This window comes from Alsobacter sp. SYSU BS001988, assembly GCF_054796215.1.
The window spans coordinates 131,768-151,185 of the sequence record NZ_JBTAMK010000006.1 but is presented as its reverse complement, the minus strand read 5'-3'; the positions used below and the strand labels follow the sequence as shown (position 1 = coordinate 151,185).

The following is a 19,418-nucleotide window of genomic DNA, read 5'->3' as shown; positions in this document are numbered from 1 at the left end:
ATTCCGGCCCTCGTGGGCGGTCAATCACGCAAAGAGCAAGCTTAACCATGCGGTCCAACCGCATGTTGCTATGACGCCGGCCAAGCACAAACGGAACCGTTCAGCACGCGCCGTCAAAAGTGCTGGCGAGGATCGTCGGAAGCGCAACAGGGCTACTTACGTCGCGCCCCGACTCTTGGTCGAGACGTGCGCCTCAGGGCTTCAGCGCACGCTCCAGCTGCTGCTTGCTCATGCGCGACCGGCCCGGCACGTCGCGTCGGCGCGCCTCGGCGTAGAGGTCCGCCTTGGTCCGCCCCTCGCCCGACGGGGCGTTCTTGGGGGCCGACGTCTTGCCCCGGGCGGATGCGCCTGCCGCCTTGGCCATCGTCCGGTCCTGGGCGGCCTTGCCTTCCTTCTCGGCGAGCGCGGTCTCGCCGCGCTTCTCCTTCGCCTTGGTCCGGCGCAGGGCCGCGCGGTTCCTGGCGGGGCTATCGCGGTTGCTTTCGCCGGCCTCGCGCAACGCGATGGCGATCGCCTGCTTGGGGTTCTTCACCTTGCGCCCGCCGGCCTGCTCCAGCTCGCCATGCTTGAACTCGTGCATGACGCGCTCCACGGTCTTCTTCTGCTCGTCCGATGGCCTGGGCATCGCGGACCTCCCATCAATGTCTTGCCTTCCAACGCATTTTCGCGTTTCGGGTTCGATGCGCGCCGCGTCCGGCCTCGGGGGCCGTTGACACCGGGGCGCTTTTCCCTTTCGTGGCGGGTCCGCCAGCGGCGGTTGCAACAACGGTCGGAGAGGGACGATGCAACTCGGAATGATCGGCCTGGGGCGCATGGGCGCCAACATCGTTCGCCGCCTGATGCGCAACGGACATTCCTGCGTCGTCTATGACCGCAACCCTGAGCCGGGGCGCCAGCTGGCCGCGGATGGCGCGACCGCCGTCGCCGACCTCGCCGGCATGGTGGCGGCCCTGCAGGCGCCGCGCCGCATCTGGCTGATGCTGCCCGCCGGCCCCGTCACGGAGGCCACCCTGGGCGAGCTCGCCGCCCTGCTCTCGCCCGGCGACGTGCTCATCGACGGCGGCAACGCCTTCTGGAAGGACGACATCCGCCGCGCCGGCGAACTGAAGGCCAAGGGGATCCACTATCTCGACGTCGGCACCAGCGGCGGCGTCTGGGGCCTTGAGCGCGGCTACTGCCTCATGATCGGCGGCCCCAAGGAGGTCGTCGACGCCATGGACCCGATCTTCGCCGCGCTGGCGCCGGGACTGGGCGACATCCCCCGCACGCCGGGCCGGACGGGCGATCCCCGCGTCGAGCAGGGCTACCTGCACGCCGGGCCGAGCGGCGCCGGGCATTTCGTCAAGATGATCCACAACGGCGTCGAATACGGGATGATGCAGGCCATCGCCGAGGGCTTCGACATCCTGCGCCACGCCGACAGCCCCGAGCTTCCGGCCGAGCATCGCCTGACCCTCGACGTCGCCGAGATCGCCGAAGTCTGGCGCCGGGGCAGCGTGATCACCTCCTGGCTGCTCGACCTCACCTCCTCGGCCCTGGCGTCGGATGGCGACCTGGCCGGCTATTCCGGCTTCGTCTCCGATTCAGGCGAGGGGCGCTGGACCGTGCAGGCCGCCGTCGAGGAGGCCGTGCCGGCCGAGGTGCTGACCGCCGCCCTCTACGCCCGCTTCCGCTCCCGGCAGGAGCACACCTTCGCCGAGAAGGTGCTGTCGGCCATGCGGATGGGCTTCGGCGGCCATGTCGAGCCGCCCGTGGCCAAGTCGGCCCCCGAGGCGACCGGGACCAAGGACGTCGAGATCAAGGGGCCGATCAGCAAGGGACCGGCGGCGTGACGCGTTCCGTTCCGCCGGCCGCTCCGGTCGGCGTCGTCATCATGGGCGTGGCCGGTTCGGGCAAGACCACGACCGCGCGCAATCTCTCCCGGGCGCTGGGCTGGGCCTATCGCGACGCCGACGAGTTCCATCCGCCGGAGAACATCGCCAAGATGAGCCGCGGCGAGCCGCTCACGGACGAGGACCGCTGGCCCTGGCTGCGCGCCATCGCGGCCTGGCTGACGGAGCGCCTCGCCGCGGGCGAGAGCGTCATCGTCACCTGCTCGGCCCTCAAGCGCGCCTACCGGGACATCCTCGCCGGCGGCCGCCCGGACGTGCGCCTCGTGCTGCTGGTCGGCGACCGGGACCTGATCGGCGCCCGCATGAAGGCGCGCAAGCACCACTTCATGCCGACGAGCCTGCTGGACAGCCAGTTCGCCGCGCTCGAGCCGCCCGCGCCGGACGAAGGCGTCGTGACGGTGTCGGTGGTCCAGAGCCCCCGCGCCGTCGTCCGCGACATCGTCGCCCGCCTCGGGCTGGCGCCGACCGCCTGAGGCCGCGCCCACGCCGCGACCCTCCGGAGCGGTTTCACGCGCGCTCCCCCTCATCCTGAGGAGCATCGCCCCTGGGCGATGCGTCTCGAAGGACGAGGGGGGTTGTGGGCTGAACCGTTGGGAAGCGCCGCGGCCGGCCCCCTCGCCCCGGAACGGGGAGAGGGCTGGGGTGAGGGGCGGCGCCTATCCCCTCATCCGGCCTCGCTGCGCTCGGCCACCTTCTCCCCGTGCCGGGGAGAAGGGCGGCTCCGTCATCCGCTTCCTGCGCCTGCGGCGCGCCGGGGATGACGGGGTGGGGGCTGAACCGTTGGGAAGCGCCACAGCCGGCCCCCTCGCCCCGGAACGGGGAGAGGGTTGGGGTGAGGGGTGGTGGGGCTTGCCGCGCATCCCCTCATCCGGCCCTTCGGGCCACCTTCTCCCCGTGCCGGGGAGAAGGGGAAGCGGCGATAACTCCGCGGCTTTTCGGCCCGGAGGTGGAGGGCGGCGCGGAGCGGCGTCGCTGGTTGCCCCACGGCGTGTGGGGTAGTGGGAAAAAGAGCCGGGAGGCCGCCAGGCCCCGCCGCTCCGAGCGCGGCGTTGGAGGATGAAAGGAAGATCCCGGGGCGCTTTCAGCCCCTTCGCGCTTCGCTGGTCGGACCTTGTCTTCCGTCCGCCGCCTCGAACCGGGTGGTGAGCCCGGCCTTCGACGGCCGCCGCCCCTGGTCCACGTCCTCACGCTGCAGACGTCCCTCCGTGGACCAGAGCGTCGCCAACATAGGAATATTTTCTGGATCTGTCAAGCCGCCCCCGCGTCAGCGCACGACCTTGACCAGGCGGTTGTCGGCGAAGAGGTAGAGCGCCTTGCCGGTCGGCTCCATGTAGAGAATCGTGGTCTCGCGCCGGGCGCGCGGGCTGGAGCCCGTCTGGACGCTGAGCGGCTCGCCCTTGACGGCCACCAGCTCGCACTCGGTGAGGCCGATCAGCCCCTCCCCGTCCCGGCCCCGGAACTTCGACGGATCGATCGACAGGTCCGCCGTGCAGCGCCCATCTTCGGCCACGACCGCCTCGGTGGTGGCGACGCGCGCCGTGGCGCTCTTGTCGTTGGCGAAGCCGCTGACCTCGACCGCGCAGCCGCCGAGCGCGGCCGCAAGGGCGGCGACCGCCCCGGCGCGGAGCGCCAGCGCGCCGGCGGTCTCTACGGCGGACCCGATGGCCCGCGCCGCGTGCTTCATGCTTTTCTCTCCCAACGACCCGTGTCGTTTTGCTGCCAGTAGCTCAGTTCGACGGCGGGCGCCGACGGATCGCGTCCCTTGAGGGTCTTCCATGCGACCCTCGCCGCCGCCACCGCCTCGTCGTCCCGGCCGTCGAAGATCAGGACCAGGCGCTGATAAGCGTCCGCGTCGGGCGGAATTGGGGCGCCGTCCACCAGGAAGCGCACCTGCGCCTGGTTCGGGTTGGCCAGTTCGGTGGTGATCACGATGGGCTCGCCGGCCGCGCCCGGATCCCTGTCGGACGCGTGCGGCAGGAAGCTCTCCTCCGAGAAGGTCCAGAGATGGTCGTCCAGCGCCGCGACCCGCTCCGGCGAAGGCGCGTGCACGACGGCGCGCCAGCCGCGGGCGACGCTGCGCTCCAGCAGCTGCGGGAGCACGGCCTCCATGTCCTGCCGGAGCAGGTGGTAGAACAGGATCTCGGCCAGGATCAGCCCTCGTAGTGATCCGCCACCAGGCGATCGAGCAGGCGCACGCCCCAGCCCGACGCCCAGCCGCGGTTGGTGTCGCTCTGCGGCGAGCCCATGCCGGTGCCGGCGATGTCGAGATGCGCCCAGGGCGTGTCGTTGACGAACCGCTTCAGGAACTGCGCCGCCGTGATCGAGCCGGCGTGGCGGCCGCCCGAATTCTTCACGTCGGCGAACTTGCTGTCGATGATCTTGTCATAGGCGGCCGAGAGCGGCAGGCGCCACACCCCCTCCTTCGTCGCCTTGGAGGCGGCCGACAGCTTCTCGCACAAGGCGTCGTCGTTGGAGAACAGCCCGGCGTTCTCCTGGCCGAGCGCGACCAGGACCGCGCCCGTCAGGGTGGCGAGGTCGATCATGAAGGCCGGCTTGAAGCGGTCCTGCACGTACCAGAGCACGTCGGCCAGCACGAGGCGGCCTTCCGCGTCGGTGTTGATGATCTCGATGGTCTGGCCGGACAGCGACCGGACGATGTCGCCGGGACGCTGGGCGTTGCCGTCGGGCATGTTCTCGACGAGGCCGATCACCCCGATGGCGTTCACCTTGGCCTTGCGGGCGGCGAGCGCGTGCATGAGGCCGACCACGCAGGCCGCGCCGGCCATGTCGCCCTTCATGTCCTCCATGCTGCCGGCGGGCTTGATCGAGATGCCGCCGGAATCGAAGCAGACGCCCTTGCCGATGAAGGCGACCGGCTTTGCGGCGTCCCTGGCGCCCTTGCCGGCTTCCTTCCCGCCGCCCTTCGCGCCGTTCCAGCGCATCACGACGACGCGGCTTTCCTTGCGCGAGCCCTGGCCCACGGCCAGCAGCGCCCGCATGCCGACTTTCTCCAGCTTCTTCTCGTCGAGGATCTCGATCTCGACGCCGAGCTTCTCCAGCTGGGCCGCGCGGCGGGCGAACTCCTCCGGGTCGAGCACGTTCGGCGGCTCGTTGACGAGGGTGCGGGCCAGCATCACCCCCTCGCCGATCGCCTCGCGGGCGCGGTGGGCCTTGCCGGCCGCCTTGGGATCGGCCACGGCGACGACGACGTCGACCTCGCCGGCCGCCTCGTCGTCGGGCTTCTTGGTCTTATACTTGTCGAACGCGTAGGCGCGCAGCGTCATGCCGAGCGCGAGGTCGGCCGCCGCCTCCGCGTCGTTGCGCAGGCCGGCGGGTCCCTCGTGGAACAGAACGGCGACGGACTTGCTCTTGCCCACCCGGCCCAGGACGGCGCCGCCGAGGCCGACGAAATCCGTCTCGGCGCGCTCGGACGCCCCGCCGACGCCCACCACGACCAGACGCGACGCCTGGAGCCCGGGGGGAGCGAGGATCGACAGGCCGCTGGACGCCTTGCCCTTGAAGCTCTCCGCCGCAACGGCCCGCGCGATCGCGTCGGCGGCGGGCTTGCCGATCATCTCGTGCACGCTCGCCGGAAGCGTGAGGTCGTCTCCCATGAGGACGACGAGGGCGCCGGACGCGGGCAGGCTCGGGGCCGCAAAGGAGACTTTCAGACGCTCTGACATGCAAACGCTCCGGACGGGTTCGGGAGAAACGATCGGGATGGGCGAACTCGGACCTGACGGGTCATAACGTTTCGTCGGAAGCTGCGCCAGTGCGCCGGAGGGCCGCGTCGGCGCGCCGCGTCCCGCCCGGCGGAACGCCACGCCGGCGCCGCGATCGTGAGCGATTCAAGCCCGCGCCGACGCGTTCCGGGCCGCCCCGATCCTTGCCGCCGCGCGTGGAAGCCTTTACCGCTGTCGCACGATGCACGACGCCGAAGCCCCCTGATGAGCCTGCTGGACCGCTACATCTTCCGGATCGCCGGCGTCGCCTGCCTGGCGACCCTGCTGAGCCTGACCGGCGTGATCTGGATCTCGCAGGCGCTGCGGGAGGTCGATCTCCTGACCGGCAAGGGTCAGACGATCATGATGTTCCTCACCATCACCAGCCTCTCGCTTCCGGCGCTGGTCACCATCATCGCGCCCGTGGCGCTCTTCATCGCGACCATCTACGCGCTGAACAAGCTGAACGGCGATTCCGAGCTGATCGTCATGAGCGCGGCCGGCGTGCCGCCCGGCCGCATCCTGCGCCCGTTCCTCGGCCTCACCCTGATCGTCGCCGTCCTGGTGCTGGCCATGACGACCTGGGCCATGCCGGCGAGCTTTCGCGCCCTGCGCGACCTCATCACCAGCGTGCGCGCCGACTTCGTGTCCAACGTGGTCAAGGAAGGCCAGTTCACCACGCTCGACCTCGGAATCACCTTCCACTACCGCGAGAAGGCCGGGGACGCGCTCCTGGGCATCTTCATGCAGGACCGGCGCGACAAGACCAAGCCCGCCATCTACATCGCCGAGCGCGGCCAGACGGTGGAGATCAACGGCTCGCCCTACCTGGTGCTGGAGAACGGCAGCGTGCAGCGCGAGCAGCCGGGCTCGAGCGACCCGGCCATCGTGGTGTTCCAGCGCTACGCCATCGACCTCAGCCAGTTCGGATCGGACGGCGACACGCCGGTCTACAAGCCGCGCGAGCGCCCGACCGCGATGCTGCTCCACCCGGACGTGAACGAGGTCTACTACAAGATCCCGGGCAACGCCGGCCGCTTCCGCACAGAGCTGCACGACCGCTTCTCCGCGCCTCTCTATTGCTTCGCCATGATGGCGATCGCCTTCGCGGCGCTGGGCACCCCGCGCACCACGCGCCAGGGCCGCGGCGCGGCGATCGGGGCCGCCATCGTGGCCGTCGGCCTGGTGCGGATCGCGGGCTTCGCCATCTCCAGCCTGATCCCGCGCGCCGGCTGGGCCGTGCCCCTCGCCTATCTGGCGCCGCTGCTCGCCTGCGCGGTCGCGCTCGGGATCGCCTTCGCGCCGACCCTGGGCGCGCGCGGCGGGTCGCGCCTGCGCCGCGCTCCGGCCCCCGCCCACGCCGCGGCGGCGGGCTGACGGGGGCCGGCATGGTGATCGGCTTCACCCTCGGGCGATATCTGGCGGCGCGATTCGTGCGCACCATCACGGGCGTCTTCGTCACCGTGTTCGTGCTCATCTACACGCTGGACTTCGTCGAGCTCGTGCGCCGCACAGGCGACGTGGCGGACCTGTCCACCGGGCTGCTGGCCCAGCTGGCCCTGTTCCGCACTCCCGCGGTCGCCGAGCAGATCCTGCCTTTCGCCGTCCTGTTCGGCTCCATGGCGGCGCTGCTGAACCTCTCGCGCAAGCTGGAGCTCGTGGTGATGCGCGCCGCGGGCGTCTCAGTCTGGCAGTTCCTCGCCCCGCCGCTCCTCGTCGCGGTCGGATTCGGCGTGGTCGCCGCCACCATCTACAACCCGCTTTCGGCGAAGCTGAAGGAGCGCGCCATCCAGGTGGAGACCTCCAAGCTCGGCCGCAGCAAGGGCTCGGGCGAGAAGGAGCTCTGGATTCGCCAGCGCAGCCTCGACGGACAGGCGATCATCCGCGCCGACCGCTCGATGGCGGCCGGCACCCAGCTCAGCCGCGTCACCGTGTTCGAGTTCGCCAAGGACGGCTCCTTCATCGACCGTGTGGAGGCCCGCGAAGCGACGCTGCGCGACGGGTTCTGGGAGCTCGCGGAGGCCCGGATCACGGGTGTGGGCGTGGAGCCACAGAGCTTTTCTTCTTACCTCCTGTCGACCAATCTGACCCCCGATCAGGTGCGGAATTCCTTCTCTTCAGCGGAGACCATTCCCTTCTGGGAGCTGCCGGAACTGGCCGCCAGGACCGAATCCGCGGGCCTCGACGCGACCCGTTATCGCTTGCAGTTTCAATCGCTTCTGGCCCGTCCTTTGCTCTTCGTCGCAATGGTCTTCATCGCGGCGTCCGTTTCGTTAAGATTTTTCCGTTTTGGTGGTGTGGCGAAGATGGTTCTCGGTGGCGTGACGGCGGGCTTCGTGCTCTATGTCGTCACCCAGTTGGTGGAGGATCTCGGCGCGGCAGGACTCCTCTCGGCTTCGGTAGCGGCATGGTCGCCGGCGGTGGTCGGGAGTTTGCTCGGAACGCTCGCACTCCTGTATCAAGAGGACGGGTGATGTCGGGCCGTGCGTTCTTCGGCCGTTTTGGTTCGGGCATGGTGAAACGACGCTATATTGCGGCTCTGGCCGTCGGCATCGCGAGCATCGGGCCGGTCACTTGGACCGACGCCCCGGTCGCGCAGACGCTGACGGACAGGCTCGCCAAGAAGACCGAGAAGGCGGGCCAGGGCAAGGACCGCCTGCTCGTGGAATCGCGCGAGCTCGTCTACGACAAGGACAAGAACACCGTCGCGGCCGTCGGCAACGCCCAGCTCTACTACCAGGGCCGCACGCTGGAGGCCGACAAGGTCATCTACGACCGGGCGAACAACCGCGTCTACGCCGAGGGCAACGCCAAGATGACCGAGGCCAACGGCCAGGTCGTCTACGGCAGCAAGTTCGAGCTCACCGACGACTTCAAGGACGGCTTCATCGATTCCCTGCGGGTCGACACGATCGACAAGACGCATTTCGTGGCGCCGCGCGGCGAGCGCACCGGGGGCGAGACGACGGTCTTCGAGCGCGGCACCTACACGGCCTGCGACGCCTGCAAGGACGACCCGACCAAGCCTCCCCTGTGGCAGGTCCGCGCCAAGCGGATCATCCACAAAAACGAGGAGCGCACCGTCTATTACGAGGACGCGACGCTCGAGTTCTACGGCGTGCCGATCGCCTATGTGCCGTTCTTCTCGGCGCCCGATTCGACCGTGAAACGCAAATCGGGCTTCCTGGCCCCCCATTACGTCGCGTCGTCGTCGATCGGCTACGGCGTGGCGGTCCCGTATTTCTGGGCGCTGGCGCCCAATTACGACCTGACGCTGACGCCCACGCTCCTGACCCGCCAGGGCCTGCTGGGCGAGGTGGAATGGCGCCATCGCCTGGTCAACGGCAGCTACAACATCCGTGCGTCCGGCATCTTCCAGCAGGATCCGAACGCCTTCCTGGCGCCGCCCTACGGCGCGCGCGACAAGGATTTCCGCGGCGCGGTCGATACGCGCGGCAAGTTCCTGATCAACGACAAGTGGGTCTGGGGCTGGGACCTCTCAGCCTCCACCGACAAGTGGTACTACCAGAACTACAAGTACCGCGGCTCGATCAACACCAACGCGATCTCGGCCTTCAACGCGCTGGGCTTCCGCGAGAACACGTCGACCATCAACCTCACGGGCCAGGGCCAGCGCAGCTGGTTCGACGCGCGCGCCTATTATTTCCGCGGCCTGTCCTACGCCGACTGGCAGAAGGTGCAGCCGGTCGTGCATCCGGTCGTCGACTATGACCGCCGCTTCACCCCGGCCCTGATCGGCGGCGAGTTCGCGCTCAGCGCCAATCTGACCAGCCTCACCCGCCAGCAGACCGACTATCAGAGCCTGTACCAGGACAATGGGATCATCCCCGGCCGGTACCTGTTCCCGATCGGCTACGACACGCTGGGCAACCCGATCCGGCTCTACGATTCCTGCGCTCCGGGCCAGTTCAACCCGAGCAAGTGCTATGTGCGCGGCGCGGCGGGGACCTACACCCGCCTGACCACGGACCTGTCCTGGCGCCGGACCTTCATCGACCCGCTCGGCCAGAGCTGGACGCCCTTCGTGTCGGCGCGCGGCGAGGTCCTGTTCAAGTCGCCGGACACCGGCGGCCAGTTCAACAAGTACCTGCCGAACTTCTTCGACACGAGCGACGACGTCGTGATGCGCGGCATGCCGGCCGTCGGCGTGACCTATCGTTATCCCTTCGTGGCCGACAGCAGCATCGGCACGCATGTGATCGAGCCGATCGCCCAGATCATCGCCCGGCCGGGCGAGTCGCAGATCAACAAGATCGTCAACGAGGACGCGCAGAGCCTCGTCTTCGACGACACGAACCTGTTCTCGACGACCAAGTTCTCGGGCTATGACCGCACCGAGGGCGGCACGCGCGCCAATATCGGCGCGCAATACACCTTCACGATGCTGAACGGCGGCTATATCAGCACGCTGTTCGGGCAGTCCTACCAGATCGCCGGCCGCAACTCCTATTCCACGCCGGACCTCAGCCGCACGGGCCTCGACTCCGGCCTCGACACGACGCGCTCCGACTATGTCTCGCGCATCCAGATCGCGCCGTCCTCGAACCTCACCTTGACCGCGCGGTCGCGCTTCAACGAGACCGACTTCGCGCTGAAGCGCGTGGAGCTGCAGGCCACCGCGACCTTCGCCAACCTGGCGACGAGCGTGATCTACGCCCGCTACGCGGCGCAGCCGGACCTGGGCATCTACACCAAGCGCGAGGGCGTCTCGACCAACGCCCGCTACGACATCACGCCGAACTGGTACGTGACGGGCAGCGTGCTCGTCGATCTCAGCCGCCACTCGGCGGAGCGCTTCTATGGCGTGCAGGGCTACCAGACGTCGAACCCGGTCGGCATCGGGGCGGTGTCGCTGGGCGCGGGCTATCACGACGAGTGCACGACCTTCTCGGTCGTCTACCAGAACTCGGGCAAGCAGACGCTGGCGGACGGCTCGCGCGAGCGGGTCCAGACGGTGCTTCTGCGCCTCGAGTTGCGGACGCTGGGCTCGGCCAGCTACTCCTACAACCAGACCAGCGTCGTCACGGACGGCATCACCCAGTGACGCCGCCTTGGCGGCGGACAAGGCGAGGCCCCGGCGGTCCGGCGCAGGGGAGTTCGCCGCGCATGGGGCGACAGCCATGACCACGCCAGCGCGCAACCCATTGCCTCTCGTCCTGACGCAAGGCGATCCCGCCGGGATCGGGCCGGAACTCACGGTCCGGGCCTGGCTCGACCGCGACCGGGCGGGCGGGCGCCCGTTCGTGGCGGCGACCGATCCCCGCCTCCTGGCCGCGGCGGCGCAGCGGCTCGGGGTTTCGGCGCCGCTCGCCGTGGTCGAGCCCGAGGAGGCCGGCGCGGCCTTCGCGGCCGCCCTGCCCGTCCTGGCCGGCTGCGCCGCGGCGGAGGCCATGCCGGGGGCTCCCGATCCGGCGACGGCCGCCTCGACCATCGCGTCGATCGACCGGGCGGTCGAACTGGTCCATGCGGGACGGGCGGCCGCCGTGGTCACCAACCCGATCGCCAAGGCGGTGTTGTACCAGGCCGGCTTCCGGCATCCGGGCCACACCGAATATCTCGCGGCGCTCGCGGCCCGGTTCTGGTCCATGCCCGAGCCGCTGCCGGTCATGATGCTCTGGTCGGAGACCCTCGCGGTCGTGCCGGTGACGATCCACATCCCGCTGAGCCGGGTTCCGGCGGCGCTGACGACCGACCTCATCGTCGAAACCGGCCGGATCACGGCGCGCGACCTGATGGCGCGGTTCGGCCTGGACCGGCCGCGGCTGGCCGTCTCGGGCCTGAACCCCCACGCCGGCGAGGGCGGCGCGCTGGGGACGGAGGACGACGCCGTCGTTCGCCCCGCGGTCGAGCGGCTGCGCGCGGAGGGATTCGAGGCCTTCGGCCCTCTGCCGGCGGACACCATGTTCCACGCGCGCGCCAGAGCCGGCTACGACGTCGCGCTGTGCATGTATCACGACCAGGCGCTCATCCCGATCAAGGCCCTGGCCTTCGACGACGGCGTCAACGTCACGCTGGGGCTGCCCTTCGTCAGGACCTCCCCGGATCACGGGACCGCCTTCGACATCGCCGGCCGGGGGATCGCGCGGCCCGACAGCCTGATCGCGGCGCTGCGCCTCGCCGGCCGGCTCGCCCCATGAGCGCGATCGACGGCCTGCCGCCCCTGCGCGACGTCATCCGCGACCACGACCTCGCGGCCAAGCGCTCGCTTGGCCAGAACTTCCTGCTGGACCTGAACCTCACCGCCAAGATCGCGCGCAGCGCGGGGCCGCTGGACGGCGTCACGGTGATCGAAGTCGGGCCCGGCCCGGGCGGCCTCACCCGGGCGCTGCTGTCGCTCGGCGCGGCGCATGTCATCGCCGTCGAACGCGATTCGCGCTGCCTGCCGGCGCTGGCCCAGATCGCGGCGCATTATCCGGGCAGGCTCACGGTCGCGCCGGGCGACGCCCTTGAGGCCGACTGGCCGGCGCTGTTGCGCCAGGTCCATGGCGACGCGCCCGCCCGGGTGCGGATCGTCGCGAACCTCCCCTACAATATCGGCACCGTGCTGCTGACGCGATGGATCGAGACGGAGCCCTGGCCGCCCTTCTTCGAGAGCATGACGCTGATGTTCCAGCGCGAGGTGGCCGAGCGGATCGTGGCGACGCCCGAAGACCCGAAGGATTACGGACGCCTCGGCGTGCTGTGCGGCTGGCGGACCGAGGCCCGCATCCTGTTCGACGTTCCGCCCTCGGCCTTCACCCCGCCGCCGAAGATCATGTCGTCGGTGGTCTCGCTGCTGCCGCGCAGCCGGCCGCTGGCCTGCGACGCCGCGACCCTCTCGGCCGTCACCGCCGCCGCCTTCGGCCAGCGCCGCAAGATGCTGCGGCAGAGCCTCAAGTCCCTTCAGGCCGACCCCGCGCCGCTGATCCAGGCCGCCGGGCTCGACCCCACGGCCCGGGCCGAGACGGTCCCGGTCGAAGGCTTCGTGGCGCTGGCCCAGGCCTGGCGTCCGCAGGGCTGAGCCCGGCGACCGGCGGGATATGCAATTCTAAGTAGCTAAAGCTGGCCCCAGCACTTAACGGTCGTAATTCTTTAACTTGATTGTCGTTAAGTGACGGTCGCGGGTTGCGCGCCGGTCGCCCACGGGCCGCCGTCCATGACGGTCGCCGCTGCATCCTCTGACCCGCGATCGGAGAGACCAATGCTGAGAATTTCACGGGTGTTCGGGTTGCTGATCGCCGCGACCGTCCTCTCATGCGGCGCGCTCATCTACGGCCTTGTGGCTGCGCGAAGCGCGAGCGACGCCATGCGCGAAGCCACCAGCCGCAAGTACCAGTCCTATCTCCTCGCCGACGAACTTCGCCAGAGCTCGGACGACCTCACGCGGCTGGGCCGGACCTACGTGGTCACCGGCGACGCGTCCTTCAAGCAGCAATATCTGGACATCCTGGACATCCGTGACGGCAAGAAGCCGCGGCCCCAAGACTATCATCGCGTGTACTGGGACTTCGTGGCGGCGGGAATGGCCCAGCCGCGCCCGGCCGGCGCCGCAGCGCCCCTTCTCGAGCTGATGAAGCAGGCCGGCTTCACCGAAGCCGAATTCGCCAAGCTGCAGCAGGCCAAGGCCAATTCGGACGGCCTCGTCGGCCTCGAAGTGGAGGCCATGTCCCTGGTGGAAGGCAAGCGCAGCGGCGGAAAGGCCACCCCGGCCGATGAGGCCAAGGCCAGGGAGCTGCTGCATTCGCCTCTGTACCACCAGTACAAGGCGAAGATCATGACTCCGGTGGACGAGTTCTTCGCGCTCCTCGAACACCGCACCCAGTCCGAGGTCGAGGCCGCCGCGGCGGCGAGCGACAGGGCGCAGAACATGGCCCGGCTCTCGGCGGCCGTGCTGGCGCTCCTGGTGCTCGTCAGCGGCGCCTTCGTGGCCGTCAGGGTGCTCGCCGGGCTGGATGGCCTTGCGACGTCCATGAAGGGCATCGTCGAGGGGGATCTCTCCGTCCAGGTGAAGGGCGCGGGCAGAGCCGACGAGATCGGCGACATGGCCGGCCACCTGCAGGTGTTCAAGGAGAACGCCCAGCGCATGCGCAAGCTCGAGGCTGGCGAAAGGGCGGCGCGCGAGCGCCAGGAGGGCGAGATCAAGGCCGCCCGCTCGGCCGCTCTCGGCAAGATCATGCAGGACGTGGGATCGGTGGTGAGGGCGGCGGCGGACGGCGACTTCACCGCCCGCATCGCCGTCAACGAGGTCGACGCCGATCTGCGCGAGCTGGTGCTGGGCATCAACCGGATCAATCAGACGGTCGACGAGGCCACCTCCGATTTCGTCCAGGCCCTGACGGCGATCTCGGCCGGCGACCTGACGCGCTCCGTCGACACCGCCTATCGCGGGCGCTTCGAGGAGCTCAAGGTCGCCGTCAACGCCACGGTCGCGCAGCTCGCCGACACCGTGATGGTCATCCAGCGCTCCGCCTCGGAGGTCACCGCCGCGGCCGGCGAGATCAACAGCGGCGCGAAGGACCTCTCGGCTCGCACGGAGGACCAGGCCTCCAGCCTGGAGGAGACGGCGGCCACGACCGAGCAGCTCGCCGCCTCCGTGAAGGCGAGCGCCGCCTCGGCCCGCAGCGCCGCCGAGATGGCCCGCGAGGCCACCCATGTGGCCAGCACGGGGGGCAAGATCGTGCGCGACGCGGTGGACGCGATGGGCCGGATCGAGGACGCCAGCCGGAAGATCTCGGACATCTCGTCCGTGATCGACGACATCGCCTTCCAGACGAACCTGCTCGCCCTCAACGCCGCCGTCGAGGCGGCGCGCGCCGGCGAGGCCGGCAAGGGCTTCGCCGTCGTGGCGTCCGAGGTCCGCACGCTGGCGCAGCGCTCCAGCGAGGCCGCAAAGGACATCAACGCCCTGATCGCCTCCACCAGCCAGGAGGTGACGCAGGGCGTCGAGATGGTGCGCTCGGCGGGCGCCGCGCTGGACCAGATCGTCGGCGCTTCGGAGAAGGTCTCGGCGACCGTCAACGAGATCTCGGCCGCCACCGCCGAGCAGGCCAACGGCATCGACGAGATGAGCCAGGCGGTCGCCACCCTGGACCAGACGACGCAGCAGAACGCCGCGCTGGCGGAGGAGAGCGCCGCGTCCGCCGACAGCCTGCTGACGGAGATCCGCAACCTGAACGACGTCGTGGCGGTGTTCAGGACGGGCCGGCCCGCCGTCCGATCCGCCGACGATGCGCTCCGGCCGGCCGCCGCAGCCCGCAGGCGGCGGGCGGCCTGACGGCCCTGCCCCCCGCCGCGCGGCCCTCGGCTCAGAGGTCCTTCAGCAGCCCCTGGACGAAGTCAGGGAGCCCGGTCTGGCGCTCCCGCTTCAGCCTCTCGGCGACGAGGATCGCCTGCAGCCGGGGAAAGGTGCGGTTCAGGTCGTCGTTGACCAGCACGTAGTCGTAGTCCCGCCAGCGGTCGATCTCGATCTTGGCGGCGGCCAGGCGCCGGGCGATGACCTCGGGGCTGTCCTCGGCCCGCCGCTCGAGCCGGTGCTTCAGCTCCGGGATCGAGGGCGGCAGGATGAAGACGCTGACGACGTCGGCCGCCGCCTTCTCGCGCACCTGCATCGCGCCCTGGTAGTCGATGTCGAACAGGATGTCCTGGCCGCCGGCCAGCGCCTGGTCGATCTCGCGCCGCGGCGATCCGTAGAAGTTGCCGTGGACCTCGGCCCATTCCAGGAGATCGCCCCGGTCGCGCATGGCGGTGAACTCGTCCACCGCGATGAACCGGTAATGCACGCCGTCGACCTCGCTGGGCCGGCGCGGCCGCGTGGTGACCGAGATGGACAGCGCCAGCGTCGGCTCCTTGTCGCGCAGGAGGCGCGTCAGCGTGGTCTTGCCCGCGCCGGACGGCGAGGACAGGACCAGCAGCAGCCCCCGGCGGCTGACGAGATCATTGGCGAGTTGGGCGGTCATCGTCTCACTCGACATTCTGGACCTGCTCGCGGAACTGCTCCACCTCCGTCTTGAGGTCGAGCCCGATCACCGTCAGGGCCACGTCGTTGGCCTTGGCGCACAGCGTATTGGCCTCGCGGGAGAACTCCTGGGCGAGGAAGTCGAGCCGGCGTCCCACGGGGCCGCCCTTGCCGATGAGTTCGCGCGCCGCGCCCACATGGGCGCGCAGACGGTCGATCTCCTCGCGGATGTCGGCCTTGGCTGCCAGCAGCACGGCTTCCTGGTGGAGGCGGTTGGGGTCGAGCCCCTGCGAGGCGTCGAGCAGCGCCGTGATCTGCTCGGCGAGGCGCGCCTTCACGGCCTCGGCCTTGCGCGCCGGGCAGGCGTCCGCCGCGGCGGCCAGTTCCTCGATCGCGTCGATGCGGCGGTCAAGGAGCCCGCGCAGCGCCTCGCCCTCCTGACGACGGGTGACGACGAGCTCGGACAAAGCCCGGTCGAGGCCCTCCAGCATTCCGGCGGCGCTCTCGGCGGCGGCCGCCTCGTCCTCCTCCGCTTCGGCGATCTCGACCACGCCGCGCACGCCGAGCAGCGCGCCCACGGACGGCGCCCGCAGTCCGAGCCGGCCGTCATAGGGGGCGAGCGCCTCCACCAGCGAATCGAGCAGGGCGGTGTTGACCCGCGCCACGGCCGGCGAGGCCTCGCGCGAAGCCGTCAGGGAGGCGAAGCAGGTGCCGCGCTGCAGCGCCCGGCCGATGCGCGCCCGCGCCTCCTCGCCGAGGGCCTCGAAGCCGGGCGGCGTCTTCAGCCGCACGTCGAGCCCCTTGGCGTTGACGGTCTTCAGTTCCCAGACATACCGCCAGGGTCCGGTCTGCCCGACCTCCCGGGCGAATCCGGTCATGCTTGCAAGCGCCATGGCGTGTTCCGTCGCAAGAAGTTGCGCTGGCGCTGTTTAGGCCGGGACGCCCCGCGCTTCAAGCCGGGCGACGCGGGGCGGCCGGCCGCCCCGCCTCACGGGCGCAGCGCCGGAACGACCTTGGGGGAGTTGAGGTCGAAGCTCTTGTTGTTCAGCGGGTCCTTGGGAGTGCCCGCGACGGCGTCGAGATTGCCGCGCGGCCCGACGGGCCCGGTCGCGGGAGCGCCGGTCTGCAGCGGCGCCACGGGCGCGTAGGCGGCGGCGCCGGGCTTGGCTCCAGGCTTGGCCGCCGTCGGCGCGCCCGACGGGTCCCGCACGACCGCCGCGTCGGCCGGCGCGGCGTCGCGGCGCTCGCCCTCCAGCTGACGCCACCGGGCGACGTTCTTGTTGTGCTGGTCGAGGGTCTCGGCGAAGACGTGGCCGCCCGTGCCGTCGGCGACGAAATAGAGCTCGCGCGTGCGCGACGGATTGGCCACGGCCTCCATGGCGGCGCGGCCCGGATTGGCGATCGGGCCGGGCGGGAGGCCCTGGATCTGGTAGGTGTTGTAGGGCGTCGGCTGGTCGATCTCGCTGCGCATGATGCCGCGCCCGAGCGTGCCCTTGCCCTGCACCAGGCCGTACACGATCGTCGGATCGGACTGAAGCCGCATGTTGCGGTTCAGGCGGTTGATGAAGACGCCGGCGACGCGCGACCGCTCGTCCGCGCGGCCGGTCTCCTTCTCGACGATGGAGGCCAGCACCACGAGCTCCTCGGGCGACTTGACCGGGATCTCGGCGCTGCGGCGGCTCCACACCTCGCGCAGCACCCGCGCCTGCTCCTGCTGCATGCGCTCCACGAGCTGCTGGCGCGTCATGCCGCGCGAGAACTTGTAGGTGTCGGGCAGCAGGCTGCCCTCCTTGGGGACGCTGGTGAGCTCGCCCGTGAGGACGTCGTTCTCGGCCAGCCTGTCGATGATCTGCTGGGAGGTGAGGCCCTCCGGCACCGTCACCGAGTGCAGCACCGACTTGCCCTCGACCAGCGTGTCCATGACGTCGCCGAGGCTGGCGTGCTGGCGGAACATGTATTCGCCCGCCTTCAGCTGCGACGCCTTGCGGGTGAGGTGCAGCCCGGCCAGGAACAGGGTCGGGTGGTCGATCACCCCTTCCTGCTTCAGCTGCTCGGCCACGTCGCCGGAGCTGCCCTTCACGACGACGATCTTGTCGGAGGCGAGCGGGCCTGCGGCGTAGAACTGGGTCTTGCCGAAGAACACGGCGACGCCGGTCAGCAGCGCCAGCACCATGACCAGCGACAGGAACCCGCTCAACATGTTGACGATGGGACGCCGCCGGCGCTCCGAAGGGGGCAGCTGCGGCGGCGCGACGGGCTGGATCGCCTCCGCGGGACTGCGCGGAACGAAACGCCCGGCCGGGCGCGCCTTCGCCGTGTGGGCGTCGGCGGATGCGTGGGGCTCGTTGATGTCGGCCATGGATCCTGTGCAGGCTCTCAAGGATGCTTAGCAGGCCCGCGCCGGCGGACGAGCGCCCCCGGCTCGGCGCGACCTCGCTGGTGGACCGGACCTTAGCCCGGAATGTGGCGAAAGGGCGAGCCTGGCGCAAGCGAGACGGCGGTTCTGGCGCGCCGCCGACGAGGAAGGATGTGGAAACGGCCCGCCGGCCGCAGGCCACGTCAGGCGTCGTAGCGCCTGAACACCACGGACGCGTTGGTGCCGCCGAAGCCGAAGGAGTTGGAGAGCGCCACTTCGACGCTGCGCGACCGCGCCGTGTGCGGGACGAGGTCGATCGGGGTCTCGACGGAGGGATTGTCGAGATTGAGCGTCGGCGGGACGATCTGGTCGCGGATGGCCAGGATCGAGAAGATCGATTCGACCGCCCCGGCGGCCCCCAGAAGGTGTCCGATCGAGGACTTGGTGGAGGACATCACCAGCTCGCTGGCCGCGTTGCCGACCAGCCGCTCCACGGCCCTGAGCTCGATTTCGTCGCCGAGCGGCGTCGAGGTGCCGTGGGCGTTAATGTAGTCGACGTCGGACGGGGTGATCCCCGCCCGCTTCAGCGCCGCCGCCATGCAGCGATAGGCGCCGTCGCCGTCCTCGGACGGGGACGTGATGTGGTAGGCGTCGCCCGAGAGCCCGTAGCCGATGATCTCGGCGTAGATCCTGGCCCCGCGCGCCTTGGCGTGCTCGAGTTCCTCGAGCACGACGACGCCGGCGCCCTCGCCCATGACGAAGCCGTCGCGGTCCTTGTCGTAGGGACGCGACGCGCGGGTCGGGTCGTCGTTGAAGGCGGTGGACAGCGCCCGGCAGGAGACGAAGCCCGCCATCGACAGCCGGTTGATGGGCGACTCGGCGCCCCCGGCCACCATGACGTCGGCGTCCCCGAAGGCGATCAGCCTGGCGGCGTCCCCGATGGCGTGCGCGCCCGTCGAGCAGGCGGTCACGACCGCGTGGTTCGGGCCCTTGAGCCCGTGCTCGATGGACACGTATCCCGACACGAGGTTGATCAGCCGCCCCGGGATGAAGAAGGGCGAAATCCGGCGCGGACCCTTCTCGTAGAGGGTGATGGAAGCGTCGTAGATGCCGCCGATGCCGCCGATGCCCGACCCGATGAGCACGCCCGTCGTGGTCTGCTCCTCGTAGGTCGTCGGCTTCCAGCCGGCGTCCCGCAGCGCCTGGGTGGCCGCGGCGACGCCGAAGACGATGAAGTCGTCGACGCGACGCTGGTCCCTGGGATCCATCCAGTCATCGGCGTTGAACGACACGCCCGAACCGTCGCCGCGCGGGACCTGGCAGGCGATCTTCGCCCCGAGGTCGCTCACGTCGAACGATTCGATGCGGCCTGCGCCGCTCTGGCCCTCGATCAGGCGCTTCCAGGTCGGCTCGACGCCGCACGCCAGCGGCGACACCATCCCGAGTCCCGTAACGACCACACGCCGCATTGCGCCCAATCCGCTTCCGCCCTC

Annotated in this window: 16 protein-coding genes; 8 read left to right on the top strand and 8 right to left on the bottom strand. The window is 70.1% G+C overall.

Annotated elements, in window-relative coordinates:
- Positions 1 to 193: 193 nt before the first annotated feature.
- Positions 194 to 625 carry a DUF6496 domain-containing protein gene (locus ACYVO7_RS13930; protein WP_460450424.1) on the bottom strand — a complete coding sequence of 144 codons (432 nt, stop codon included), beginning with the start codon at positions 623 to 625 and terminating at the stop codon, positions 194 to 196.
- A 157-nt stretch (positions 626 to 782) separates the two neighbouring features.
- Here ACYVO7_RS13930 and gnd point away from each other — a divergent pair, with 157 nt between their 5' ends.
- Positions 783 to 1,832 carry a phosphogluconate dehydrogenase (NAD(+)-dependent, decarboxylating) gene (gene gnd, locus ACYVO7_RS13925; protein WP_460450423.1) on the top strand — a complete coding sequence of 350 codons (1,050 nt, stop codon included), beginning with the start codon at positions 783 to 785 and terminating at the stop codon, positions 1,830 to 1,832.
- Positions 1,829 to 2,365: a gluconokinase gene (locus ACYVO7_RS13920; protein WP_460450422.1), complete on the top strand. Its 537-nt coding sequence runs from the start codon at positions 1,829 to 1,831 to the stop codon at positions 2,363 to 2,365. The genes gnd and ACYVO7_RS13920 overlap by 4 nt, the downstream gene beginning before the upstream one ends.
- Positions 2,366 to 3,156: 791 nt before the next feature.
- Here the strand turns inward: ACYVO7_RS13920 and ACYVO7_RS13915 are convergent.
- Genes ACYVO7_RS13915 through ACYVO7_RS13905 form a run of 3 tightly spaced genes read right to left on the bottom strand, consistent with a single transcriptional unit; the run spans position 3,157 to position 5,575 of the window.
- The gene (locus ACYVO7_RS13915) at positions 3,157 to 3,576 is read right to left on the bottom strand and encodes a hypothetical protein (protein ID WP_460450421.1); all 420 of its coding nucleotides are present in this window, start codon (positions 3,574 to 3,576) and stop codon (positions 3,157 to 3,159) included.
- A complete protein-coding gene (locus ACYVO7_RS13910) occupies positions 3,573 to 4,040 on the bottom strand; it encodes a DNA polymerase III subunit chi (RefSeq protein WP_460450519.1) in 468 nt (155 codons plus the stop codon). Before ACYVO7_RS13910 ends, ACYVO7_RS13915 begins: the two co-directional genes overlap by 4 nt.
- Before the next feature lie 2 nt (positions 4,041 to 4,042).
- Positions 4,043 to 5,575 carry a leucyl aminopeptidase gene (locus ACYVO7_RS13905; protein ID WP_460450420.1) on the bottom strand — a complete coding sequence of 511 codons (1,533 nt, stop codon included), beginning with the start codon at positions 5,573 to 5,575 and terminating at the stop codon, positions 4,043 to 4,045.
- A gap of 264 nt (positions 5,576 to 5,839) precedes the next feature.
- On the opposite strand from ACYVO7_RS13905, the gene lptF reads away from it, so the two are divergent.
- From lptF to ACYVO7_RS13875, 6 genes are all read left to right on the top strand, one after another.
- Positions 5,840 to 6,991, top strand: a complete 1,152-nt coding sequence (gene lptF, locus ACYVO7_RS13900; RefSeq protein WP_460450419.1) for an LPS export ABC transporter permease LptF — start codon at positions 5,840 to 5,842, stop codon at positions 6,989 to 6,991.
- An 11-nt stretch (positions 6,992 to 7,002) separates the two neighbouring features.
- Positions 7,003 to 8,088: an LPS export ABC transporter permease LptG gene (gene lptG, locus ACYVO7_RS13895; protein ID WP_460450418.1), complete on the top strand. Its 1,086-nt coding sequence runs from the start codon at positions 7,003 to 7,005 to the stop codon at positions 8,086 to 8,088.
- Positions 8,088 to 10,679, top strand: coding sequence for an LPS-assembly protein LptD (locus ACYVO7_RS13890; protein WP_460450417.1), 2,592 nt, complete (start codon positions 8,088 to 8,090; stop codon positions 10,677 to 10,679). Before lptG ends, ACYVO7_RS13890 begins: the two co-directional genes overlap by 1 nt.
- A gap of 76 nt (positions 10,680 to 10,755) precedes the next feature.
- Positions 10,756 to 11,772, top strand: coding sequence for a 4-hydroxythreonine-4-phosphate dehydrogenase PdxA (gene pdxA, locus ACYVO7_RS13885; RefSeq protein WP_460450416.1), 1,017 nt, complete (start codon positions 10,756 to 10,758; stop codon positions 11,770 to 11,772).
- Entirely contained in the window at positions 11,769 to 12,635 is an 867-nt protein-coding gene (gene rsmA / locus ACYVO7_RS13880) for a 16S rRNA (adenine(1518)-N(6)/adenine(1519)-N(6))-dimethyltransferase RsmA (protein WP_460450415.1), read from the top strand. Before pdxA ends, rsmA begins: the two co-directional genes overlap by 4 nt.
- Before the next feature lie 180 nt (positions 12,636 to 12,815).
- Positions 12,816 to 14,888 (top strand): methyl-accepting chemotaxis protein, encoded by a 2,073-nt coding sequence (locus ACYVO7_RS13875; protein ID WP_460450414.1) that lies wholly within the window; start codon positions 12,816 to 12,818, stop codon positions 14,886 to 14,888.
- Positions 14,889 to 14,919: 31 nt separating this feature from the next.
- Here the strand turns inward: ACYVO7_RS13875 and gmk are convergent, their stop codons facing one another.
- From gmk to fabF, 4 genes are all read right to left on the bottom strand, one after another.
- Complete coding sequence (gene gmk / locus ACYVO7_RS13870) at positions 14,920 to 15,570, bottom strand: guanylate kinase (protein ID WP_460450413.1); 651 nt, start codon at positions 15,568 to 15,570, stop codon at positions 14,920 to 14,922.
- 4 nt (positions 15,571 to 15,574) lie between these two features.
- Positions 15,575 to 16,462, bottom strand: a complete 888-nt coding sequence (locus ACYVO7_RS13865) for a YicC/YloC family endoribonuclease (protein ID WP_460450412.1) — start codon at positions 16,460 to 16,462, stop codon at positions 15,575 to 15,577.
- 95 nt (positions 16,463 to 16,557) lie between these two features.
- Positions 16,558 to 17,928, bottom strand: coding sequence for an endolytic transglycosylase MltG (gene mltG, locus ACYVO7_RS13860; protein WP_460450411.1), 1,371 nt, complete (start codon positions 17,926 to 17,928; stop codon positions 16,558 to 16,560).
- Between the two features lie 200 nt (positions 17,929 to 18,128).
- Positions 18,129 to 19,394, bottom strand: coding sequence for a beta-ketoacyl-ACP synthase II (gene fabF, locus ACYVO7_RS13855; protein WP_460450410.1), 1,266 nt, complete (start codon positions 19,392 to 19,394; stop codon positions 18,129 to 18,131).
- Positions 19,395 to 19,418 lie beyond the last annotated feature (24 nt).

What these genes read in the sequence shown, in the direction of transcription:
- ACYVO7_RS13875 (WP_460450414.1), top strand. Translation starts at nt 12,816, where the DNA reads ATGCTGAGAATTTCACGGGTGTTCGGGTTGCTGATCGCCGCGACCGTC.
- ACYVO7_RS13865 (WP_460450412.1), bottom strand. Translation starts at nt 16,462, where the DNA reads ATGGCGCTTGCAAGCATGACCGGATTCGCCCGGGAGGTCGGGCAGACC.
- lptF (WP_460450419.1), top strand. Translation starts at nt 5,840, where the DNA reads ATGAGCCTGCTGGACCGCTACATCTTCCGGATCGCCGGCGTCGCCTGC.
- ACYVO7_RS13930 (WP_460450424.1), bottom strand. Translation starts at nt 625, where the DNA reads ATGCCCAGGCCATCGGACGAGCAGAAGAAGACCGTGGAGCGCGTCATG.
- gnd (WP_460450423.1), top strand. Translation starts at nt 783, where the DNA reads ATGCAACTCGGAATGATCGGCCTGGGGCGCATGGGCGCCAACATCGTT.
- lptG (WP_460450418.1), top strand. Translation starts at nt 7,003, where the DNA reads ATGGTGATCGGCTTCACCCTCGGGCGATATCTGGCGGCGCGATTCGTG.
- gmk (WP_460450413.1), bottom strand. Translation starts at nt 15,570, where the DNA reads ATGACCGCCCAACTCGCCAATGATCTCGTCAGCCGCCGGGGGCTGCTG.
- ACYVO7_RS13905 (WP_460450420.1), bottom strand. Translation starts at nt 5,575, where the DNA reads ATGTCAGAGCGTCTGAAAGTCTCCTTTGCGGCCCCGAGCCTGCCCGCG.
- mltG (WP_460450411.1), bottom strand. Translation starts at nt 17,928, where the DNA reads ATGGCCGACATCAACGAGCCCCACGCATCCGCCGACGCCCACACGGCG.
- fabF (WP_460450410.1), bottom strand. Translation starts at nt 19,394, where the DNA reads ATGCGGCGTGTGGTCGTTACGGGACTCGGGATGGTGTCGCCGCTGGCG.
- ACYVO7_RS13915 (WP_460450421.1), bottom strand. Translation starts at nt 3,576, where the DNA reads ATGAAGCACGCGGCGCGGGCCATCGGGTCCGCCGTAGAGACCGCCGGC.
- rsmA (WP_460450415.1), top strand. Translation starts at nt 11,769, where the DNA reads ATGAGCGCGATCGACGGCCTGCCGCCCCTGCGCGACGTCATCCGCGAC.
- ACYVO7_RS13890 (WP_460450417.1), top strand. Translation starts at nt 8,088, where the DNA reads ATGTCGGGCCGTGCGTTCTTCGGCCGTTTTGGTTCGGGCATGGTGAAA.
- pdxA (WP_460450416.1), top strand. Translation starts at nt 10,756, where the DNA reads ATGACCACGCCAGCGCGCAACCCATTGCCTCTCGTCCTGACGCAAGGC.